The organism is Nocardioides sp. Z22_16, from assembly GCF_058134365.1.
This window is the reverse complement of the sequence record NZ_JBYTTI010000002.1, coordinates 493,368-512,050: the sequence shown is the minus strand read 5'-3', so window position 1 is coordinate 512,050 and position 18,683 is coordinate 493,368. Positions and strand designations below refer to the sequence as shown.

The window sequence follows — 18,683 nt, the reverse complement described above, 5'->3', positions numbered from 1 at the left end:
CAGCTACCCGGTGGTATGGACCGGAACGGCCACCTGTCCTGCGGTTATGCCACCAGCCCCGAGAAGTTGTTCCACACTGGGTGCCCGAGCCATTCCGGTTGGGCTCGTGGATCCGGTACAGTCGCCCGAGTTGTCCGGCCTGCTGGCCCGTTGTACCCCCTACATTGCGAGGTAAACCTTCATGGGAAACCACCGAGCTGAGCGCGGCTCCCGCCGTGCAACCTCGGAGGTTCGCGCACCGCGCAAGCCCCTTGTGACCCGCCAGTCCGTTCCCGCGCCGAAGGCCGCCGCGCCGGTGCGGAACGAGGCCGCGGTGCCCGAGCAGTCCACGGGATCCAACCCCACCGTCGTCGGCAAGCGCGCGGCTCGTCCCGAGCCCAAGCGCGCGGCCCGCCCGCCGCGCACGCTGGCCGCCTCCAAGTCCGCCCGCCGGGCCCGGGTCTCGCGGGCCGAGGTCGAGCGGCCCCCCGCCGTGGCCAGCCACACCAGCCGGCCCGGCCCGCTCCGGGTCGCGTCTTCCTCGAGCTCCACCGAGATCCTCAGCCCCACCACGGGCAAGCGCCGGGCCGTCCGGAGCACCGCCTCCGACAGCCGCGGCTCCTTCCTCAAGGCCCTCCCGTCGGCACCGATCCTGGCCGGTGTGGCCGCCCTGGCCGTGTCGGCCGGGGGCGCGCTCACGGCCGGGCCGTCGCTCACCGAGGCCTCGCACTCCTCCAGCTCGAGGGTCGCGTCCGCCGCCTCGGTCGCCGGCGCCGGCGTCGACCCCGAGATCCTCGAGGAGCGCACGGGCGTCGTGAGCCGCGACTCCAACCGCCTCGAGGCTGCCGAGCAGGTCGAGGCGAAGCTGGTCGAGAAGGCCGAGAAGGCCGCGGCCCAGCGCTCGAAGACCCTGGAGACCCTCACGGTCCAGGCCGACAAGCAGGCCGCCAAGATCGAGGCCAACCAGTGGGTCATGCCGGTGGAGGGCTACCGCCTCTCCGCCACCTTCGGGATGTCGAGCAGCCTCTGGTCGACCACCCACACCGGGCTCGACTTCGCCGCCCCCTCCGGCACGCCGCTGCGCGCGGTCGCCAACGGCACGATCACCGAGGTCGGCTACGACGGCTCCTACGGCAACAAGACCGTGCTCACCCTCGAGGACGGCACCGAGGTCTGGTACTGCCACCAGACGAGCGCCCAGGTGAGCGTCGGCACCAAGGTCGCCGGCGGCCAGGTCATCGGCACCGTGGGCAGCACCGGCAACTCCACCGGGCCCCACCTCCACCTGGAGATCCGCCCCGGCGGCGGGAACCCGGTCGACCCGCACTCCAAGCTGATCGAGCACGGCCTGCGCCCCTGAGGGGCCCAGCCCGCCGTTCCGCTACAGCTTCTCGACCGGGGCGTAGCGCAGCAGCAGCCGCTTAACCCCCTCGGACCCGAAGTCGATCGAGGCGACCGACTTCTCGGCCGCGCCCTCGACGGTGACCACCGTGCCGAGACCGAACGAGTCGTGCACGACGCGGTCGCCCGGCGACAGGGACGGGATCGGCCGTGAGGGACGGGCCTTGGCCGCCGCGTCGGCGCGCAGTGCGGCCGAGGAGAAGTTGCGACGACCCGCCGCCGTGGGGGCGCCCAGCCCGGCCGGCGACCCCGAAGCCAGGTCGGGACGCCCCCACCGGGTCTGGGCGGCCTCGGTGCGACGCCAGTCGACCAGGTCGACGGGAAGCTCGTCGAGGAAGCGCGAGGCGGGGTTGTGCGACGGCGCCCCCCACGCCGAGCGGACGACCGCCCGGGAGATGTAGAGCCGCTCGCGCGCACGGGTGATGCCGACGTAGGCCAGGCGCCGCTCCTCCTCGAGCTCGGTCTGGTCGCCGAGGGAGCGCATGTGCGGGAAGACGCCGTCCTCGAGGCCGGTGAGGAAGACCACCGGGAACTCGAGGCCCTTCGCGGTGTGCAGGGTCATCAGCGTCACGACCCCCTGCTCCTGCGCCTCCGGGCTGTCGGGGATCTGGTCGCTGTCGGCGACGAGGGCGACCCGCTCCAGGAAGTCGGCGAGGCCCGGGGCCACCGTGCCCGCCTCGACGTCGGTCGGGTCGGCCGACGGGGCGGCCACCGGGTCCTCGGCGAACTCGCGCGCCACCGCCACCAGCTCGGCGAGGTTCTCCACCCGGGTCGCGTCCTGGGGGTCGTCGGAGGCCTCCAGCTCGGCCAGGTACCCGGACCGCTCCAGCACCGACTCCAGCACCACGTCTGCGCGTTCCCCGGCGGCGACCATGGACATCAGCTCCTCGATCACCGCCACGAACGAGCTGATCATGCGCAGCGAACGGGTCGCCAGGCCGGGGGCCTGGTCGGCGCGGGTCAGTGCCTCCCAGAAGGTGAGGCCGTCGCGCTGGGCGAGCGCCGCGACGCACGCCTCGGCGCGATCCCCGATCCCCCGCTTGGGGGTGTTGAGGATCCGGCGCAGCGAGATCTCGTCGGCGGGATTGACCAGGAGCCGCAGGTAGGCCAGCGCATCGCGGACCTCCTTGCGCTCGTAGAAGCGGACCCCGCCCACCACCTTGTAGGGCTGGCCGGTCCGGATGAAGATCTCCTCGAAGACCCGGGACTGGGCGTTGGTCCGGTAGAAGACCGCGACGTCACCGGCACGGAGCCCGTCGTCGACCAGCCTGTCGATCTCGTCGGAGACGAACCGCGCCTCGTCGTGCTCGTCGTCGGCCACGTAGCCGACGATCCGCTCCCCCTCGCCGGCGTCGGTCCACAGCCGCTTGGGCTTGCGTCCCTTGTTGTTGCCGATGACGGCGTTGGCGGTGGTCAGGATCGTCTGGGTCGAGCGGTAGTTCTGCTCCAGCAGGATCGAGGTCGCGTCGGGGAAGTCCTGCTCGAAGTCGAGGATGTTGCGGATGTTGGCGCCCCGGAAGGCGTAGATCGACTGGTCGGCGTCGCCCACCACCATCAGCTCCGCCGGCTCCACCCGCTCGACGGCGGGTGCGCTGCCGATCTCCTCGGGGTCGTGGGCGCAGAGCTGGTGGATCAGGGCGTACTGCGCGTGGTTGGTGTCCTGGTACTCGTCGACGAGCACGTGCCGGAAGCGCCGGCGGTAGGTCTCACGGACCTCCGGGAACGCCTGGAGCAGGTGGACGGTGTGCATGAGGATGTCGTCGAAGTCCAGCGCATTGGCCTCGCTGAGGCGGCGCTGGTAGAGCGAGTAGATCGAGGCGTAGGTCTCCTCGAAGCCGTTCCGCGTCTCCTTGGCCGCCTCCTCGGGGTCGCGCAGGTCGTTCTTCTGGTCGGAGATCCAGTTGAGGACCGCACCCGGCTGGTAGCGCTTGGGGTCGAGCTCGAGGTCGCGCAGCACCAGGGTGACCAGGCGCTTGGAGTCGGCGGCGTCGTAGATGGAGAAGCTGGACTTGTAGCCGAGACGGTCGATCTCCTTGCGCAGGATCCGGACGCAGGCGGAGTGGAAGGTGGAGACCCACATCAGCCGGGCCCGCTTGCCGACCAGATCCTCGACCCGCTCCTTCATCTCGGCCGCGGCCTTGTTGGTGAAGGTGATGGCCAGGATCGAGCCCGGGTGGACGCCGCGCTGCGCCACCAGCCACGCGATCCGTCGGGCCAGCACCCGCGTCTTGCCGGAGCCCGCGCCGGCGACCACCAGCAGCGGCGCCCCCTCGTGGACGACGGCCTGGCGCTGGGGCTCGTTGAGGCCCTCCAGCAGCTCCTCGGCGCTAGGGCCGCGGCGACCGCCCGGCGGTCCGCCTGCGGGTCGCTCGGGGTGCTGGAGGTGCTCGAGACCGGGAAGGGTGAAAGGGCTGCTCATCTCGGTGCCACCCTACGTGGCGGCACCGACGGTCAGGCGGCGTGCACCGGGCTCCAGAAGGTGGCGACCGCGATGTTGATCACGGTCAGCGCGAGCAGGCCGTAGTAGAGGCCGTCCGGGATGCGGGGCTTGCGCATGTTGGCCATCACCAGCACCAGGATCAGCAGGGAGATGGCGAACTTGACGCCGATCTTCACGTGGTTCGGGTCGCCCAGCGACTCCAGGACGCCGACCAGGAGCACCCCGGCGACGAAGGCGGTGCCGGCCCCGTCGCGCATCAGGCTGTTGACCCGCTTCTCATCGGCGGAGAGCTGCACCAGCAGCCCGCCGAGCAGGGCGGCGAAGCCCAGGATGTGGATGAAGAGAAGGATCAGACGCAGGATCTCCATGCGCCGAAGAGTAGTGGCTCAGGGTGGCCAGACCCCACACGGGTCCAGCGCGCGTGGCCTCAGGCCTTCCGCGCCGCCCGGCGCGGTCGGGGCGCCGGTCGCACCACGAGCACCGGGCAGGGGGCGTACTGCTGGACCCGCTGCGCGGTGCTGCCGAGCAGCACCGTGTCGCTGATCCCCCGGCTGCCGCTCGCCACCACGAGCAGGCCGGCCTCGGCCTGCTTGGCCAGCTTGAGGATCTCGTTGGCCGGGGAGCCGCTGCGGATCCGGCGCTGCACCTTGGGGCCCCAGCCGTCGAAGACCTCCGCGACCGCGGCGACCGCGCTCTCCGCCGCGGACCGGAAGGACTCGGAGTCCGACACCGCCCGCCGCTCGGAGTCGTGCAGGTCGTCGGCGAACGGCACCGCGGCCAGCGGACGCACCACGGCCACCACGGTGATGGCGGAGAGCTTGGCCGGGTCGGCGAACGACTTCAGGTGGCGGGCGGCAGCCAGCGACTGCTTGGACCCGTCGGTGGCGACGACAACATGCATCTCAGGCTGCCTTTCTCCGGCTGACCACATACTGCACCACATAGAGGACGAAGCCCACTGCCACGAGTGCTCCGCACCACAGCAGCGAGGAGGGGTCGTCCCAGATCACGTAGACGAGCAGCACCAGGTTGCCGATCAGCCCCACCACCAGCAGCGGACGGTTGGCGGTGAAGGTGCGCTCGTGGGCGTCCCGGTCGCCGATCTTGAGGGCGGCGGCGATGACCAGGACGTAGATGAAGAGCAGGAAGACGACCGTCACCGTGGCCAGTCGGCCGACGAGGTCGAGCCCGCCGTCGGTCAGCTCGGTGACCCAGGTGCCGATCACCAGCAGCAGCACCAGGACCAGCGCCGAGAAGATGAGGCCGACCCAGGGGCTGCGGCGCGCGGCGTGGATGCGGCCGAAGACCCGGGGCACGACGTCCTCGCGCGCCATCCCGTAGAGGATGCGCGGCTGGGTGACGACGGCGACGAGCGTGGTGTTGGTGATCGCGATGCAGGCGATGATGGTGAACAGCACGGTGAGGAAGCCGACGGGGATCGGGACGAGGTCGGCCTCCACCACCTCCAGGAGGGCCACGTCGGAGTCGGCGAGGGTGGAGGCCCCGACCGTCAGCGCGGCCGCGACCGAGACCAGCACGTAGATCACCCCGGCGGCCAGCATGCCCCCGATCAGCGCGCGGGGGAAGGACTTCTCCGGCTCCACCGTCTCCTCGGCGACGTTGACGGCGTTCTCGAAGCCGGTCATGGAGAAGAAGGCCAGCGCGACACCCGCGACGATCGCGAAGATGGCGTTGTCGCCGTCCCGGGTGTCGAACTCGGTGAGCACCCCGAAGTCGGCGTCGCCCTGGGCGACGTACCAGATCCCGATGCCGACGATGATCACCAGGCCGGCGACCTCCACGAAGGTCATGACCATGTTGGCGACCACCGACTCGGTGATGCCCAGGAAGTTGATGACCGTGAGCACCAGCAGGAAGACGAGCGCGACGACCAACGTGGGCGGGAACGCCCAGAGCTCGCCGAAGTACTGCGCGAACCCGGTGGCGAGCGAGCCGGCGGCGGCGAAGCTGGCGGAGAGGAAGCTGACCGTGACGAGGAAGGTCAGCGGCTGGTTGCCGAAGGCCTTGTTGACGTAGAGCGCGGCGCCGGCCGCCTGCGGGTACTTGGTGGCGAGCTCGGCGTAGGCCAGCCCGGTGATGGCGGCGACCGAGACGCCCACCGCGAAGGCGATCCAGAACGCGCCGCCCACCACGCCGGCGACCTGTCCGATGAGGACGTAGATGCCGGAGCCCAGGACGTCGCCCAGCACGTAGAAGAAGAGCAACCGGCCGGTGATGGACCGCTTGAGCCCGGAGTCGTCGCCCTTCTCCGCCGAGGAGGCCGCTGGGGAACCCGTGGTCCCTGAGTCGTTCACCTGTCTGGCGTTCCCCCTGTCGGCCCCCGTGAAACCTCGGGACCGCTCAGAGCAGGCGCCGCTCCGAGGCCCAGCGGGTCAGCTCGTGGCGCGAGGAGAGCTGGAGCTTGCGCAGCACCGAGGACATGTGGGTCTCCACGGTCTTGATCGAGATGAAGAGCTCACGCGCCACCTCCTTGTAGGCGTAGCCCCGGGCAATCAGCCGCATCACCTCGCGCTCGCGCTCGGTGAGCCGGTCCAGGTCCTCGTCGACCGCCGCGACCTCGATCGACCCGGCGAAGGCGTCCAGCACGAAGCCGGCCAGGCGCGGGGAGAAGACCGCGTCCCCCTCGGCCACCCGGCGGATGGCGTCCACCAGCTCGGGGCCGGTGATCGTCTTGGTCACGTAGCCCCGGGCCCCTCCGCGGATGGTGCCGATCACGTCCTCCGCCGCGTCGCTGACGCTGAGCGCCAGGAACCTGGTGGTCGAGGCCGCCGCGGGCGCCGCGGGCGCCGTGGCGATCCTGCGCATCACCTGGACTCCCCCACCGCCGGGCAGGTGGACGTCGAGGAGGACGACGTCGGGCCGGTGCTCCTGGATCGCCAGGACCGCCTGGTCGACGTCCGCCGCCTCCGCGACGACGTCGACGGCCGCGGCCCCCGCGGAGGCGAGCTCGGCGCGTACCCCGGCCCGGAACATCGCATGGTCGTCGACGACCACGACCCTGGTCCTGCCCTGCTCCACCTATGCCTCCTCCAGCGGCATCCGCAGCCGCACCTCGGTGCCCTCGCCGGGCGCGGAGCGCACGTCGGCGGTCCCGCCGTGCCGTTCCATCCGATCCATGATGCTTCCTCGCACGCCGAGACGGTCCGCCGGCACTCCGGTGAGGTCGAAGCCCACCCCCCGATCGCGGACGAAGACCTCCACCGCGTCCCGCCCGACCTCGGCGTAGACGTCCACCCGACCGGTGCCGGCGTGCCTGGCGGCGTTGACGACCGCCTCGCGCATGGCCAGCACCAGCGGCCGCAGCGGCTCGGACAGGGGCACGTCCTCCCCGACGGTCACCACGTCGACGACTGCTCCGTGCTCGTCCTCGACCCGCGCCGCCGCCTGACGGACCGAGCCCAGGAGGGTGTCGGCGTCGGCCGCCTCCCCGGCGTAGAGCCAGGAGCGCAGCTCGCGCTCCTGGGCCCGCGCCAGCCGGGCCACGGTGGCGCCGTCCTCGGCGTTCTTCTGGATCAGCGCGAGCGTCTGCAGGACCGAGTCGTGCAGGTGGGCGGCGACGTCGGCCCGCTCCTGGGTGCGGATCCGCTCCGCACGTTCCGCCCCCAGGTCGGAGGCGAGCCGGAGCACCCAGGGTCCGAGGACCACGCCCAGCCCGACGATGCCCAGGAGCGCCGCCAGCCCCACCTCGCGGACCTGGGAGACGCCCTCGTCCTCCAGGGCGAACAAGGTGATCGCCCCGGCCACCAGTCCCGCCCCGGCCACCAGGCGCAGGTAGGAGGCCACGGTGCCCCGGCCGAAGACCGCCCGCACCGGTCCGAGCCGACCGGTGGTGTCGAGCCAGCGCTCGCGCTGCGCCTCGTCGGCCTGCCGCCACAGGAGTGCCACCCCCGCTGCGGCGAGCACCAGCGGCCACAGGAAGCCGCCCGCCCCGACGAACGCCTGGAGCACCAGCACCATGCCGAGCCCGAGCGCTCCCAGCGCGATGGCCGGCCCGACGTCGGTGAGCCGGGCCACCCGGCCCGGGCGCCGGCCCGTCCGGGTGGCGCCCTCGACCCCGGGCGCAGCGGTCTCGAACCTGGCGTCCGAGGGCAGGAAGAGCCACATCGCCGCATACAGGGCGACACCCAGACCGCCCAGCGCGGTCGCGGCCACGAAGGCGACCCGGACCCAGAGCACGGGCAGGGCGAGGTGGCGGGCGAGCCCGGCGGCGACCCCGCCGAGGACGAGCTCCTCGGAGTCCCGGGTGGCGCGACGAGGCTCCGGCCACGTCTCTGGGCCAGGTGGGAGGATGCCGGAGGTGGTCATGAGAGCACCATCGTGTCAGGCCGGCCCCCCGGCGACCATGAGGTTCGCCCCCGAGACGACCCCGAGATCCCCCGGGTCGGATCCGGGCCGGGCCAGGGTCTCCCCCGATGGTGGGCACGCGTGGAGCGGAGCAGGGTGGAGCACATGAACGAGACCTCAGGACCCGACACCGGGGCGACCGGACCACGCGTCACCGGCGAGCAGGTGCGAGACGTCACCCGCCTCCGCCGCCCGCTCGACCGCAAGATCGCCGGCGTCGCCGCCGGCCTCGCCCGGCACCTCGACATCGACCCCCTGGTGGTCCGCATCGCCTTCGTGGTGCTGGCCTTCTTCGGCGGCTCCGGCCTGGCGCTCTACGGCGCCCTGTGGCTCCTCCTCCCCGAGGACGGGGCGAGCGAGGCTCCCCTGCGCCTCGACGAGCGCAGCCGCGGGATCGCGGTGATCGGTGCGGGAGTGCTCGCCGCACTCCTGCTGCTCGGCGACACGTGGAACCTGTACTGGTTCCCCTGGCCGCTGGCCCTGGCCGCCTTCGCGGTCTGGTACTTCTTCTTCCGCGACCAGACGCCGCACCCCCGGCCGGCGCCGTACGCCCGCCCGACCGATCCCACCGAGCCCACCCCTCCCACCCCGCCGGGGACGCCGGGGACGCCGGGGACGCCGCTCGACCCGGCTGCGAGCGGCCCGGAGACCTACGCGGAGACCTACGCGGAGACCTACGGCCAACCCCCGCTCCCGGCCCGGCCGCCCCTGACCCGGCCCCGGGACCCCCGCAAGCGCGGTCCCCTGCTCTTCTGGCTCACCTGCGCGCTGATCGCGCTCTCCCTCGGCGTGCTCGGCATCGTCGACCTCGCCGGTGCGCAGGTCGTGGACAGCGCCTACCCGGCGCTGGCCCTGGGGATCGTCGCCACCATGCTCGTCGTCGGCGCCTTCTACGGGCGGGCCGGCGGGCTCATCGCCCTCGGGCTGGTCGCGGCCAGCTGGATGGCCGGCAGCATGGCGACCGAGGAGTTCCGCGGCGAGCGCCTCGTGATCGTCCCGATCACCTCGACCGAGCTGCAGAGCACCTACGAGATGAACACCGGCGAGCTGGTCCTCGACCTCCGGGAGCTCGACGACCTCGACGACCTCGACGGCCGCGACGTGGACATCTCCGGTGGCGTCGGGCGCATCGAGGTGCTCCTGCCCGACGGCCTGGCCGCGGACGTCGACGCCAACGTCGGAGGCCCGGGCCGGGTGGAGCTCTTCGACTCCGTCGACCGCGGCGGGATCAACACCGGCGGCTCGGCCTCGAGCGGCAGCGACGAAGACCAGCCCGGGATCACCCTCGACGTCGACCTCGGCGTCGGCGAGATCATCGTCACCAGCGAAGGAACGAACCGATGACCGACTACGAGCACGACACCGACGTGTCGCCCGACCCCTTCGCCCTCGAGGGGCAGCGCCACCAGCCCAGCGGCCGACACCCCCTCGACATCGCCCACCTGGTGATGGGGATCGCCTTCCTCGGCTTCGTGGCGGTCTGGGCGGCCATCGTCTCCGACCTGGTCCACGTCGACGACCTGCGGTGGCTGCTGCCGGCGCCGTGGGTGCTGGCCGGCCTGGGCGGGCTGCTGGCCATCGCCTTCGGCAGCCGTCGCTCACGCGCGGGCTGAGGGGGACGCCGACCGGCTGGACGCCGCTCGCACCACGGGAACGGCCAGCTCGGGGTGGTCGGTGATCACGCCGTCCACCCCGGCCTCGAGGAACGCACGGACCTCGGCGGCCATGTCCCCGTGGTCCCCCGGCCCCCCGGGGCGCCTCCACTGGAGGGGCAGGTGCTCGTTCTCAGCGCGCAGGGTCCACACGTGCACGGTCAGCCAGTGCCGGTGGACCCGGTCCACCACCGAGGTGGGCGCCCCCAGCCTGCCGTCGGCGTCGCGTGGCAGGACCAGGTCCCGGGCGAGGCCGAGCCCGTCGGCGTACTCGTCGACCCAGGCCAGGCCCTCGTCGCTGAGCAGGTCCGCCCAGGTGCGCGGGTCACCCGTGACCTGGAGGTCCCGGGGACCTCCCGGCCCGGAGTCGACCAGCTGGAGCAGCGGGAGCCGGCAGCCGGCGGCCAGCTCGCGCAGCACGGTGGTCTCGAAGGACATCACGCTGACCCGCGAGCGCGGGCCGTCCAGTCCGTGCCGGGAGAGGGCGGCCAGCAGCGGCGGCCCCAGCGGCAGGCCCAGGGCCGCGAAGTGGGAGGCGTGCTTCAGCTCGACCATCACCCCCACCGCCCGACCGCTCCGCGCCTGCTCGGCGCCGATCGCCGCCAGCACCTCGGTGAAGGTCGGGACGCCCTCGCGCCCGTCGTGCGCCGCGCTGCGCGGACGCAGCGCCGGGTGCCGCTCCCTGGCGCCCAGCCGCTTGACCTGCGCCAGCGTGAGGTCCTCGGTGAACCAGCCGGTCACCACCACCCCGTCGACGACCTTGGTGGTCCGCAGGTCTGCGAGCTCCGGGTGGTCGGCCACGTCCGTGGTGCGGGAGAGCTCGTTCTCGTGCCGGACCACGAGCACCCCGTCCGCCGTGATCACCAGGTCGAGCTCGATCTCGTCGGCCCCCGCCTCGACCGCGGCGCGGAAGGCGGCCAGGGTGAGCTCGGGGCGCGAGCCGCACGCCCCCCGGTGCGCCACCACCGCCGGGGTGACCACCAGGCTGCGTGGACGGACCGACTGCTGTGCGGAGGGACCCATGACCCGACGGTGCGGGGCGCGTGCCACCGACACGGGACGACAGGGGGTCCGGCGGGTGACGTCTGGATGAACTCGCGGGACGCGATCCACAAGACGTCCTCCCCGGTGGGCGCCCCACGACAATTGATTCGTCGCCAGCCGTTGGGCTCCGTAGACTCGAGCGAGTGCGCCAACTGCCTCTGACCGACCCGGGAACCGCCGATCACCGGTCCCCCGGGCGCTTCCTCTGGTGGCTCGCCAAGGGCCAGTGGCAGACCCTCGCCGGCGGGATGGCCTTCGGCATCGTCTGGATGGGCGCCCAGGCCGTGATGCCCGCGATCCTCGGCCGGGCGATCGACCGAGGGGTCGCCGCCCGCGACTCCGACCAGCTGCTCCTGTGGGCGGGGGTGATGCTGGGGATCGGGCTGGTCCAGGCCTTCAGCGGGATCATGCGGCACCGGTTCGCGGTGACCAACTGGCTGATCGCCGCGTACCGCACGGTGCAGCTGGTCGGCCGTCAGGCGGTGCACCTGGGCGGCACGCTGCCGCGCAAGGTCTCCTCCGGTGAGGTGATCGCGATCGGCACCAGCGACCTGTCCCACCTGGGCCAGGTGATGGACGTGACCGCCCGCTTCGCCGGGGCGATCGTCTCCTTCGTCCTGGTCTCGGCCATCCTGCTCAGCACCTCGGTGACGCTGGGCCTGGTGGTGCTGGTCGGCGTCCCGCTGCTGATGCTGCTGATCGGTCCCATCCTCAGTCCGCTGCAGCGCCGCAGCGCCCACCAGCGCCACCTGATGGGCGAGCTCTCCAACACCGCGACCGACATCGTCAGCGGCCTGCGGGTGCTCCGCGGCATCGGCGGCGAGCAGGTCTTCCTCACCCGCTACCGGCGCCAGTCCCAGGAGACCCGGCACGCCGGGGTGCGGGTGGCCCGGGTGCAGTCGGTGCTGGACGGGCTCCAGGTCTTCCTCCCCGGCTTCTTCGTGGTCCTGGTGGTGTGGCTGGGGGCCCGGTCCGCGGTCGCCGGCGAGATCTCCGTCGGCGAGCTGGTGGCGTTCTACGGCTACGCGGCGTTCCTGATGATCCCGCTGCGCACGGTCACCGAGTACGCCAACAAGTTCATCCGGGCGCGGGTCTCGGCGCGCCGGGTCTGCGCCGTCCTCGCACTCACCCCGGCCCACACCGACCCCGAGGTCCCGGCGGCCTCCCCGCCGGTCGGCTCCGAGCTGTACGACGCCCGGACCGGCCTGCGGGTCCGTCCCGGTCGGCTGGTCGCGGTGGTCTGCGAGCGCCCCGACGAGTCCGCCCTGCTGGCCGACCGGCTGGGGATGGCCGCGGCCGAGATCGACGACGAGGTCACCCTCGGCGGGGTGCCGCTGCCGCACCTGCGCCGGGGCGAGGTGCGGGAGCGGATCGTGGTCTCCGACACCGGCGCGGCCCTCTTCTCCGGCCGGCTGGGCGACCGGCTCGACGTCAGCGGACGGGGCGGGGAGGAGGCGGTCCGCGCCGCCCTGGCCACCGCCAGCGCGGACGACGTGCTCGAGGCGCTCCCCGAGGGCCTCGACAGCCTGGTCACCGAGCGGGGACGCAGCTTCTCCGGGGGGCAGCGCCAGCGGCTGGTGCTGGCCCGCGCGCTGACCGGCGACCCGGAGGTCCTGGTCCTGGTCGAGCCCACCTCCGCGGTGGACGCCCACACCGAGGCGCGGATCGCGGCTCGGCTGCGCCGGCACCGCGCCGGGCGGACCACGGTGGTCACCACCACCAGTCCGCTGATGCTCGACGCCGCCGACGAGGTGGCGCTGCTGGCCGACGGTCGGATCGTCGCCACCGGCACGCACGCCGAGCTGCTCGGCTCCTGCCCGCCCTACCGGGCCGTGGTCACCCGCGAGGCCGAGGAGGTCAGCCGATGAGCGCCGAGACCACGCTGCCGGTGGCGCAGGGCCGCGAGGTGTGGGGCTACGCGCTCTCCGTCCTGCGGCGTCACCCGCGCCTGCTGGGGGGCGCGCTGGCCCTGCACGTGCTGGCGGCGCTCGCGGCGCTGGCCGCCCCGCGCCTGCTGGGCGACCTGGTGGAGGCGGTCGAGCGCGGGACCACCGTGGGCCACGTCGACCGGATCCTCCTGCTGCTGGCCGGCTTCCTGGTCGTGCAGACCGTGATGACCCGCTACGCCCGCCTGGTCAGCCAGGTGCTGGGCGAGCAGGTGCTGGCCGAGCTGCGCGAGGACTTCGTCGACAACGCGCTGGCACTGCCGATCGGCACGGTGGAGTCGGCCGGGTCGGGCGACCTGATGACCCGGACCAGCCGGGACGTCGAGCAGCTCGGCTGGTCGGTGCGCTGGGCGCTGCCGGAGTGGACGATCGCCGCGGTGACCGCGGTGCTGACCCTGGCCGCGGCGATCAGCGTGGGGTGGTGGGTGGTGCTGCCCTGCCTGCTCGCGCTGCCACCCCTGGTGGTCGGGCTGCGCTGGTACCTGGCACGGGCCAAGGACGGCTACCTGCGCGAGTCCGCGACGTACTCCCAGATCAACTCCACCCTCACCGAGACGGTCGAGGGGGCCCGCACGGTCGAGGCCCTGGGCCTGGCCCAGGAGCGGGTCCGGCAGATCGACGCCGACTGCAAGGACTCCTTCGACGCCGAGCGGTACACGCTCTCCTTGCGCACCCGGTTCTTCCCCAGCATGGAGATCTCCTACCTGCTGCCGACCGTGGCCACCCTGCTCTTCGGCGGCTGGCTCTACACCCAGGGCAGCGTGAGCCTCGGCGAGGTCACCACCGCCACCCTCTACGTGCAGATGCTGATCGACCCGGTGGACCGGATCGTGGCGATCCTCGACGAGCTGCAGATGGGCGCGGCCTCGCTGGCCCGCCTGCTGGGTGTGGCGCAGGTCCCCGACGACCGCGAGGCGACCGACGCCCAGCCGCTGGACGAGCACCTGGAGGCGCGCGACGTCCGGTTCTCCTACGTCGAGGGGCGCGACGTCCTGCACGGTGTCTCGATGGACATCGGTGTCGGCGAGCGGATCGCCATGGTGGGTCCCTCCGGTGCCGGCAAGTCGACGCTGGGGCGCCTGCTCGCCGGCATCCACCCGCCCCGGACCGGGACGGTCACCGTGGGCGGCGTCGGCCTCACCGAGCTGCCGCTGGCCGACCTGCGCGGCCACGTCGCGCTGGTCACCCAGGAGCACCACGTCTTCGTCGGCTCGCTGCGCGAGAACCTCGCCCTGGCGGTGCCGGACGGGCGGAGCGCCAGCGACGCCGACATCCTCGCCGCCCTGGAGGCGGTCGACGCCCGGGAGTGGGTGGAGGCGATGCCCCAGGGGCTGGACAGCGAGGTGGGCTCGGGCGGTCTCTCGCTCACCGCCCCGCAGGCCCAGCAGATCGCCCTGGCCCGGCTGGTGCTGGCCGACCCGCACACCCTGGTGCTCGACGAGGCGACCTCGCTGATCGACCCGCGCGCGGCCCGCCACCTGGAGCGCTCGCTGGCCGCCGTGCTGCACGGCAGGACGGTGGTGGCGATCGCCCACCGGCTCTTCAGCGCCCACGACGCCGACCGGGTCGCGGTGGTCGAGGACGGCCGGATCACCGAGTTCGGCTCGCACGACGAGCTGGTCGCCGCGGGCGGTTCGTACGCCGCGCTCTGGGACTCCTGGCACGGTCGCGACTAGTCCCCACCGGAGGCGCCGCAGCGCCTCTCAGGAGTCGATGGCGGCCATGTCGCCGTACCGCTCGCCCACCACGGCGTCGCGCGGCACGGCCGCGGTGAGGGCCGCGAGGTCTGCGTCGGTGAGGGTGACCGCGAGCGCGCCGACGTTCTCCTCGAGGTACCTGACCCGCTTGGTGCCGGGGATGGGCACGACGCCGACCCCGGCCCGCTCCTGCTGGGCCAGCACCCAGGCCAGGGCGAGCTGGCCGGGCGTGCAGCCCAGCCCGTCCGCGAGCTCCCGCACTCGGTCCACGAGCCGGAGGTTGGCAGCGAGGTTCTCCCCGCTGAGGCGGGGGAAGTACCCGGAGCGGCGGGAGTCGCTCGCGTCGAGCGAGTCGTCGCTGGTGATCGTCCCCGTCAGGATGCCGCGGCCCAGCGGCGAGTAGGGCACCAGCCCGATGCCGAGCTCGGCGAGCGTGGGCAGGACGGTCTCCTCCAGGTCGCGGGTGAAGAGCGAGTACTCGGTCTGCAGGGCCGTGATCGGGTGCACGGCGTGGGCCCGCCGGATGGTCGCGGCCGAGGCCTCGGAGAGGCCGAGGTGGCGCACCTTGCCGGCCGCGACCAGCTCGGCCATCGCGCCGACCGTCTCCTCGATCGGGACGGTCCGGTCGACGCGGTGCTGGTAGTAGAGGTCGAGGTGGTCCACCCCGAGGCGCCGCAGGGAGTCGTCGCAAGCCCGGCGCACGTACTCCGGGCTGCCGTTGATGCCCAGCATGGTGCCGTCCGCGGCCCGCTCGTTGCCGAACTTGGTGGCGAGCTGGACCTCGTCGCGGCGCCCGGCGATCGCCTTGCCCACCAGCTGCTCGTTGACGAAGGGGCCGTACATGTCGGCGGTGTCGAGGAAGGTGACGCCGAGGTCCAGGGCACGGTGGATGGTGTCGATCCCGCCCTGCTCGTCGGGGGCGCCGTAGAACTCCGACATGCCCATGCAGCCGAGGCCGAGCGCGGAGACGGTCAGGGACGAGGTGGTCCCGAGGGTGCGTGTGGGGATGGTCATGACCACCACTCAAGCCCCTGGAGCGCGCTCCAGGTCAAGGTGCGCGACCGCCTCCTCGTAGAGCCCGATCTTGCGCTCGATCGCGCCGAGGTGCTCGGTGACCTCCGCCAGCTGGGCCAGCACCGCCCGGCGGTGGGCGCGCAGCAGGTCGAGCCGATCGTCCTCGTTGCCGACACCGGAGCGCACCATCTCGGCGTAGCGCCGTACCTCACGGATCGGCATGCCGGTGGCCCGCAGACAGGTGACCATCTCGATCCAGCGCAGGTCCTCGGCGATGGTGAGCCCGCTCATGGCACGATCGGGACGCGCAGCCGCCAGCCGACCTTGATCACGTCGGGGTCCTGGATCCGGGGGTTCGCCGCCACCACCTGCTTGACGGTGGCAGAGGTGTGGTCCCGCAGCTTCCTCACGATCGAGGTGAGGGTGTCGCCGCGCTCGACGCGGTAGAGCAGGAAGCCCGCCATCTCACCGAAGACGATCACCTCCACCTCCCGCAGGTCGAAGCCGGGGCTGGGTCCCTCGTCCGGGAGCCCGGGGTTGTCCCCGAAGACCTGGACGGTGACCCGGGTGCCCGGCCGCGGCACCTGGTCGAGCCGCACCTCGGCGGAGAAGTCCCCGATCCCCGCCATGCCGCCGCTGGACTGGGCGAAGCCCTGGCCGAGCACCTTGCCGTCCTGTCCCAGCACCCGGATGCCCACGGTGCCCTCGAACCCGTGGCCGATCCCCGCGACCACGAACCGGCTCCCCACCAGGTCGTCGGCCTTCGGCTGCCGGACCCGCACGTCGGTGACCAGTGCCATCTCCACTCCCCTCGCTCCGTGCTCCCCACACGCCCCGGGACGCCGAGCCCCGGAGAATTCGAGCATAGGGCTTCACCGGCCCGAGCAAACTGTGACAGTGTTGCTGTCACAGTCTCGCCCGCAGAGGAGTAGGAACCCCATGAAGCTCGCCACGCAGCTGATGTACGACGGCAACCCGCGCGCCACCGCAGACACGGTGGCCGGCTGGGAGCAGGCCGGTCTCGACGTGGTCTGGGTGGCGGAGGCCTACGGCTTCGACTCCCCCACCCTGATGGGCTACCTGGCGGCCAAGACCGAGAAGGTGCAGATCGGCTCGGCCATCCTCAACATCTACTCCCGCACTCCCGGCGCCCTCCTGCAGACCGCCGCCGGCCTCGACAACGTCTCGGGCGGCCGCGCCATCCTGGGCCTGGGCGCGTCGGGCCCGCAGGTCATCGAGGGCTTCCACGGGGTGCCCTACAGCAAGCCCCTGGGCCGCACCGGCGAGATCATCGACGTGGTCCGCCGCGGCCTCAAGCGGGAGCCGCTGACCCACGACGGCATCATCACGCTGCCGCTCGACAAGGAGCACGGTGCGGTGACCGGCCTCGGCAAGGCGCTCAAGCTGCTCACCCGCCCCGAGCGCGACACCATCCCGATCTGGATCGCGGCGCTGGGCGCCAAGAGCGTGGAGCAGACCGCCGAGATCGCCGACGGCTGGATCCCCCACCTGTTCCACCCCGAGAAGGCGCACCTGGTCTGGGGCGACGCGCTGGCGGCGGGCAAGGCCAAGCGACTGCCCGAGCTCGGCCCCCTCCAGGTCACCGCCGGCGGCATGGTCTCCATCGGCGAGGGCCCGGAGACCAAGGCCCTGCTCGACTTCGCGCGCCCGCTCTTCGCCCTCTACGTGGGCGGCATGGGCGCCAAGGGGAAGAACTTCTACAACGACGTGGCGAAGTCCTACGGCTACGAGAAGGAGGCCGAGGAGATCCAGGACCTCTACCTCTCGGGCAAGAAGAAGGAGGCCGAGGCGCTCATCCCCACCGACTGGCTGGAGGCCGCCAACCTGGTTGGTCCCGCCTCCTACGTCAAGGAGCGGATCGCCGCCTTCGAGGAGGCCGGCGTCACCCACCTCAACATCACCCCGGTCAGCGAGGACCCGACCGCCACGATGGCCCAGGTCAAGGAGATGATCTCCTGATGGCGAGCAGCAGCCCCGTCTTCGAGGCCGAGCACGAGGACTTCCGCCAGACCGTGCGGACCTTCCTGGAGAAGGAGGTCGTCCCCCACCACGCCCAGTGGGACGCCGACGGCATCGTGCCCCGCGAGCTGTGGCGCAAGGCGGGCACCGCCGGCCTGCTCTGCTTCGACGTCCCCGAGGAGTACGGCGGCCCGGGCATCGACGACTTCCGCTTCAACGTGATCGTCTCCGAGGAGGCGACCCGGGTCGGCGCGAGCGGCCCCGGGTTCTCGGTGCACACCGACATCATCGTCCCCTACCTGGTGAGCCTGGGCACCGAGGAGCAGAAGCGGCGCTGGCTGCCCGGGTGCGTCTCCGGGGAGATCATCACCGCGATCGCGATGACCGAGCCGGGGGCCGGCTCGGACCTGCAGGGCATCCGCACCACCGCCGTCGACGGCGGCGACCACTACGTGCTCAACGGGTCGAAGACCTTCATCTCCAACGGCATCAACGCCGACCTGGTCATCGTCGTCGCCCGCACCGACCCCGAGGCAGGCCACCAGGGCATCAGCCTGCTCGTGGTGGAGCGCGGGATGGTGGGCTTCGAGCGCGGCCGCAACCTGGAGAAGATCGGCATGCACGCCCAGGACACCGCCGAGCTGTCGTTCACCGACGTCCGGGTGCCGAAGGAGAACCTGCTCGGCGAGGAGGGTCAGGGCTTCCTCTACCTGATGATGAACCTGCCCCAGGAGCGGCTGATCATCGGAGCCCAGGCGGTCGCGGCCGCGGAGTACGTCGTGGAGCTCTGCGTGACCTACGCCAAGGAGCGGGAGGCCTTCGGCCGGCCGATCGGGAAGTTCCAGCACAACCGGTTCCTGCTCGCCGAGATGGCCACCGAGGCCAGGGTGGCCCGGGCGTTCCTCGACGACTGCCTCCGCAAGCACCTGGACAAGGAGCTCACCGCGGTGGACGCGGCGATGATCAAGTGGTGGGCCACCGAGCTGCAGAACAAGCTCGTCAACCAGGGCGTCCAGCTGCACGGCGGGTACGGCTACATGATGGAGTACCCGATCGCCCGGGCCTTCCTGGACAGCCGGATCTCCACCATCTACGGCGGGACCACCGAGATCCAGAAGGAGATCATCGGGCGCAGCCTCGGGATCTGACCCGCGCCCCGCCGGGC

General features: G+C 72.4%; 17 protein-coding genes. 7 read left to right on the top strand and 10 right to left on the bottom strand.

Annotated features, from left to right (window positions below; translation table 11 throughout):
- The first annotated feature begins 313 nt into the window (after positions 1 to 313).
- Positions 314 to 1,339: a M23 family metallopeptidase gene (locus AC3X7R_RS06725; RefSeq protein ID WP_489964799.1), complete on the top strand. Its 1,026-nt coding sequence runs from the start codon at positions 314 to 316 to the stop codon at positions 1,337 to 1,339.
- Between the two features lie 21 nt (positions 1,340 to 1,360).
- Here AC3X7R_RS06725 and pcrA read toward each other — a convergent pair whose 3' ends face one another.
- From pcrA to AC3X7R_RS06695, 6 genes are read right to left on the bottom strand one after another with little or no spacing between them, the layout of a single operon-like run.
- Positions 1,361 to 3,799 carry a DNA helicase PcrA gene (gene pcrA, locus AC3X7R_RS06720; protein ID WP_489964798.1) on the bottom strand — a complete coding sequence of 813 codons (2,439 nt, stop codon included), beginning with the start codon at positions 3,797 to 3,799 and terminating at the stop codon, positions 1,361 to 1,363.
- A 32-nt stretch (positions 3,800 to 3,831) separates the two neighbouring features.
- The gene (locus AC3X7R_RS06715) at positions 3,832 to 4,188 is read right to left on the bottom strand and encodes a hypothetical protein (RefSeq protein ID WP_489964797.1); all 357 of its coding nucleotides are present in this window, start codon (positions 4,186 to 4,188) and stop codon (positions 3,832 to 3,834) included.
- 59 nt (positions 4,189 to 4,247) lie between these two features.
- Positions 4,248 to 4,721: a universal stress protein gene (locus AC3X7R_RS06710; protein WP_489964796.1), complete on the bottom strand. Its 474-nt coding sequence runs from the start codon at positions 4,719 to 4,721 to the stop codon at positions 4,248 to 4,250.
- A 1-nt stretch (position 4,722) separates the two neighbouring features.
- Positions 4,723 to 6,135 (bottom strand): APC family permease, encoded by a 1,413-nt coding sequence (locus AC3X7R_RS06705; RefSeq protein WP_489964795.1) that lies wholly within the window; start codon positions 6,133 to 6,135, stop codon positions 4,723 to 4,725.
- A gap of 46 nt (positions 6,136 to 6,181) precedes the next feature.
- Complete coding sequence (locus AC3X7R_RS06700; protein WP_489964794.1) at positions 6,182 to 6,859, bottom strand: response regulator; 678 nt, start codon at positions 6,857 to 6,859, stop codon at positions 6,182 to 6,184.
- Complete coding sequence (locus AC3X7R_RS06695; RefSeq protein ID WP_489964793.1) at positions 6,860 to 8,146, bottom strand: ATP-binding protein; 1,287 nt, start codon at positions 8,144 to 8,146, stop codon at positions 6,860 to 6,862.
- A gap of 144 nt (positions 8,147 to 8,290) precedes the next feature.
- On the opposite strand from AC3X7R_RS06695, the gene AC3X7R_RS06690 reads away from it, so the two are divergent.
- Together AC3X7R_RS06690 and AC3X7R_RS06685 are read left to right on the top strand one after the other, a co-directional pair.
- The gene (locus AC3X7R_RS06690) at positions 8,291 to 9,529 is read left to right on the top strand and encodes a PspC domain-containing protein (RefSeq protein ID WP_489964792.1); all 1,239 of its coding nucleotides are present in this window, start codon (positions 8,291 to 8,293) and stop codon (positions 9,527 to 9,529) included.
- Positions 9,526 to 9,798, top strand: coding sequence for a hypothetical protein (locus AC3X7R_RS06685; protein ID WP_489964791.1), 273 nt, complete (start codon positions 9,526 to 9,528; stop codon positions 9,796 to 9,798). The genes AC3X7R_RS06690 and AC3X7R_RS06685 overlap by 4 nt, the downstream gene beginning before the upstream one ends.
- On the opposite strand, the gene AC3X7R_RS06680 is transcribed toward AC3X7R_RS06685, so the two are convergent.
- Complete coding sequence (locus AC3X7R_RS06680; protein WP_489964790.1) at positions 9,784 to 10,860, bottom strand: glycerophosphodiester phosphodiesterase family protein; 1,077 nt, start codon at positions 10,858 to 10,860, stop codon at positions 9,784 to 9,786. The two genes, AC3X7R_RS06685 and AC3X7R_RS06680, sit on opposite strands and share 15 nt — an antisense overlap.
- 164 nt (positions 10,861 to 11,024) lie before the next feature.
- Between AC3X7R_RS06680 and AC3X7R_RS06675 the strand changes: the two genes are divergently transcribed.
- The gene (locus tag AC3X7R_RS06675; RefSeq protein WP_489964789.1) at positions 11,025 to 12,749 is read left to right on the top strand and encodes an ABC transporter ATP-binding protein; all 1,725 of its coding nucleotides are present in this window, start codon (positions 11,025 to 11,027) and stop codon (positions 12,747 to 12,749) included.
- The gene (locus AC3X7R_RS06670; protein WP_489964788.1) at positions 12,746 to 14,503 is read left to right on the top strand and encodes an ABC transporter ATP-binding protein; all 1,758 of its coding nucleotides are present in this window, start codon (positions 12,746 to 12,748) and stop codon (positions 14,501 to 14,503) included. The genes AC3X7R_RS06675 and AC3X7R_RS06670 overlap by 4 nt, the downstream gene beginning before the upstream one ends.
- 27 nt (positions 14,504 to 14,530) lie before the next feature.
- On the opposite strand, the gene AC3X7R_RS06665 is transcribed toward AC3X7R_RS06670, so the two are convergent.
- From AC3X7R_RS06665 to AC3X7R_RS06655, 3 genes are read right to left on the bottom strand one after another with little or no spacing between them, the layout of a single operon-like run.
- Positions 14,531 to 15,538, bottom strand: coding sequence for an aldo/keto reductase (locus AC3X7R_RS06665; RefSeq protein ID WP_489964787.1), 1,008 nt, complete (start codon positions 15,536 to 15,538; stop codon positions 14,531 to 14,533).
- 9 nt (positions 15,539 to 15,547) lie between these two features.
- Positions 15,548 to 15,829, bottom strand: coding sequence for a MerR family transcriptional regulator (locus AC3X7R_RS06660; protein ID WP_489964786.1), 282 nt, complete (start codon positions 15,827 to 15,829; stop codon positions 15,548 to 15,550).
- A complete protein-coding gene (locus AC3X7R_RS06655; RefSeq protein WP_489964785.1) occupies positions 15,826 to 16,338 on the bottom strand; it encodes a Gmad2 immunoglobulin-like domain-containing protein in 513 nt (170 codons plus the stop codon). The genes AC3X7R_RS06660 and AC3X7R_RS06655 overlap by 4 nt, the downstream gene beginning before the upstream one ends.
- Before the next feature lie 139 nt (positions 16,339 to 16,477).
- Here AC3X7R_RS06655 and AC3X7R_RS06650 point away from each other — a divergent pair, with 139 nt between their 5' ends.
- Both AC3X7R_RS06650 and AC3X7R_RS06645 read left to right on the top strand, forming a co-directional pair.
- Positions 16,478 to 17,518, top strand: coding sequence for an LLM class F420-dependent oxidoreductase (locus tag AC3X7R_RS06650; protein ID WP_489964784.1), 1,041 nt, complete (start codon positions 16,478 to 16,480; stop codon positions 17,516 to 17,518).
- The gene (locus AC3X7R_RS06645) at positions 17,518 to 18,666 is read left to right on the top strand and encodes an acyl-CoA dehydrogenase family protein (protein WP_489964783.1); all 1,149 of its coding nucleotides are present in this window, start codon (positions 17,518 to 17,520) and stop codon (positions 18,664 to 18,666) included. The genes AC3X7R_RS06650 and AC3X7R_RS06645 overlap by 1 nt, the downstream gene beginning before the upstream one ends.
- Positions 18,667 to 18,683 lie beyond the last annotated feature (17 nt).

Coding starts and splice junctions, on each gene's coding strand:
- pcrA (WP_489964798.1), bottom strand. CDS start 3,799: ATGAGCAGCCCTTTCACCCTTCCCGGTCTCGAGCACCTCCAGCACCCC.
- AC3X7R_RS06715 (WP_489964797.1), bottom strand. CDS start 4,188: ATGGAGATCCTGCGTCTGATCCTTCTCTTCATCCACATCCTGGGCTTC.
- AC3X7R_RS06710 (WP_489964796.1), bottom strand. CDS start 4,721: ATGCATGTTGTCGTCGCCACCGACGGGTCCAAGCAGTCGCTGGCTGCC.
- AC3X7R_RS06695 (WP_489964793.1), bottom strand. CDS start 8,146: ATGACCACCTCCGGCATCCTCCCACCTGGCCCAGAGACGTGGCCGGAG.
- AC3X7R_RS06690 (WP_489964792.1), top strand. CDS start 8,291: ATGAACGAGACCTCAGGACCCGACACCGGGGCGACCGGACCACGCGTC.
- AC3X7R_RS06685 (WP_489964791.1), top strand. CDS start 9,526: ATGACCGACTACGAGCACGACACCGACGTGTCGCCCGACCCCTTCGCC.
- AC3X7R_RS06680 (WP_489964790.1), bottom strand. CDS start 10,860: ATGGGTCCCTCCGCACAGCAGTCGGTCCGTCCACGCAGCCTGGTGGTC.
- AC3X7R_RS06670 (WP_489964788.1), top strand. CDS start 12,746: ATGAGCGCCGAGACCACGCTGCCGGTGGCGCAGGGCCGCGAGGTGTGG.
- AC3X7R_RS06665 (WP_489964787.1), bottom strand. CDS start 15,538: ATGACCATCCCCACACGCACCCTCGGGACCACCTCGTCCCTGACCGTC.
- AC3X7R_RS06660 (WP_489964786.1), bottom strand. CDS start 15,829: ATGAGCGGGCTCACCATCGCCGAGGACCTGCGCTGGATCGAGATGGTC.
- AC3X7R_RS06655 (WP_489964785.1), bottom strand. CDS start 16,338: ATGGCACTGGTCACCGACGTGCGGGTCCGGCAGCCGAAGGCCGACGAC.
- AC3X7R_RS06650 (WP_489964784.1), top strand. CDS start 16,478: ATGAAGCTCGCCACGCAGCTGATGTACGACGGCAACCCGCGCGCCACC.
- AC3X7R_RS06645 (WP_489964783.1), top strand. CDS start 17,518: ATGGCGAGCAGCAGCCCCGTCTTCGAGGCCGAGCACGAGGACTTCCGC.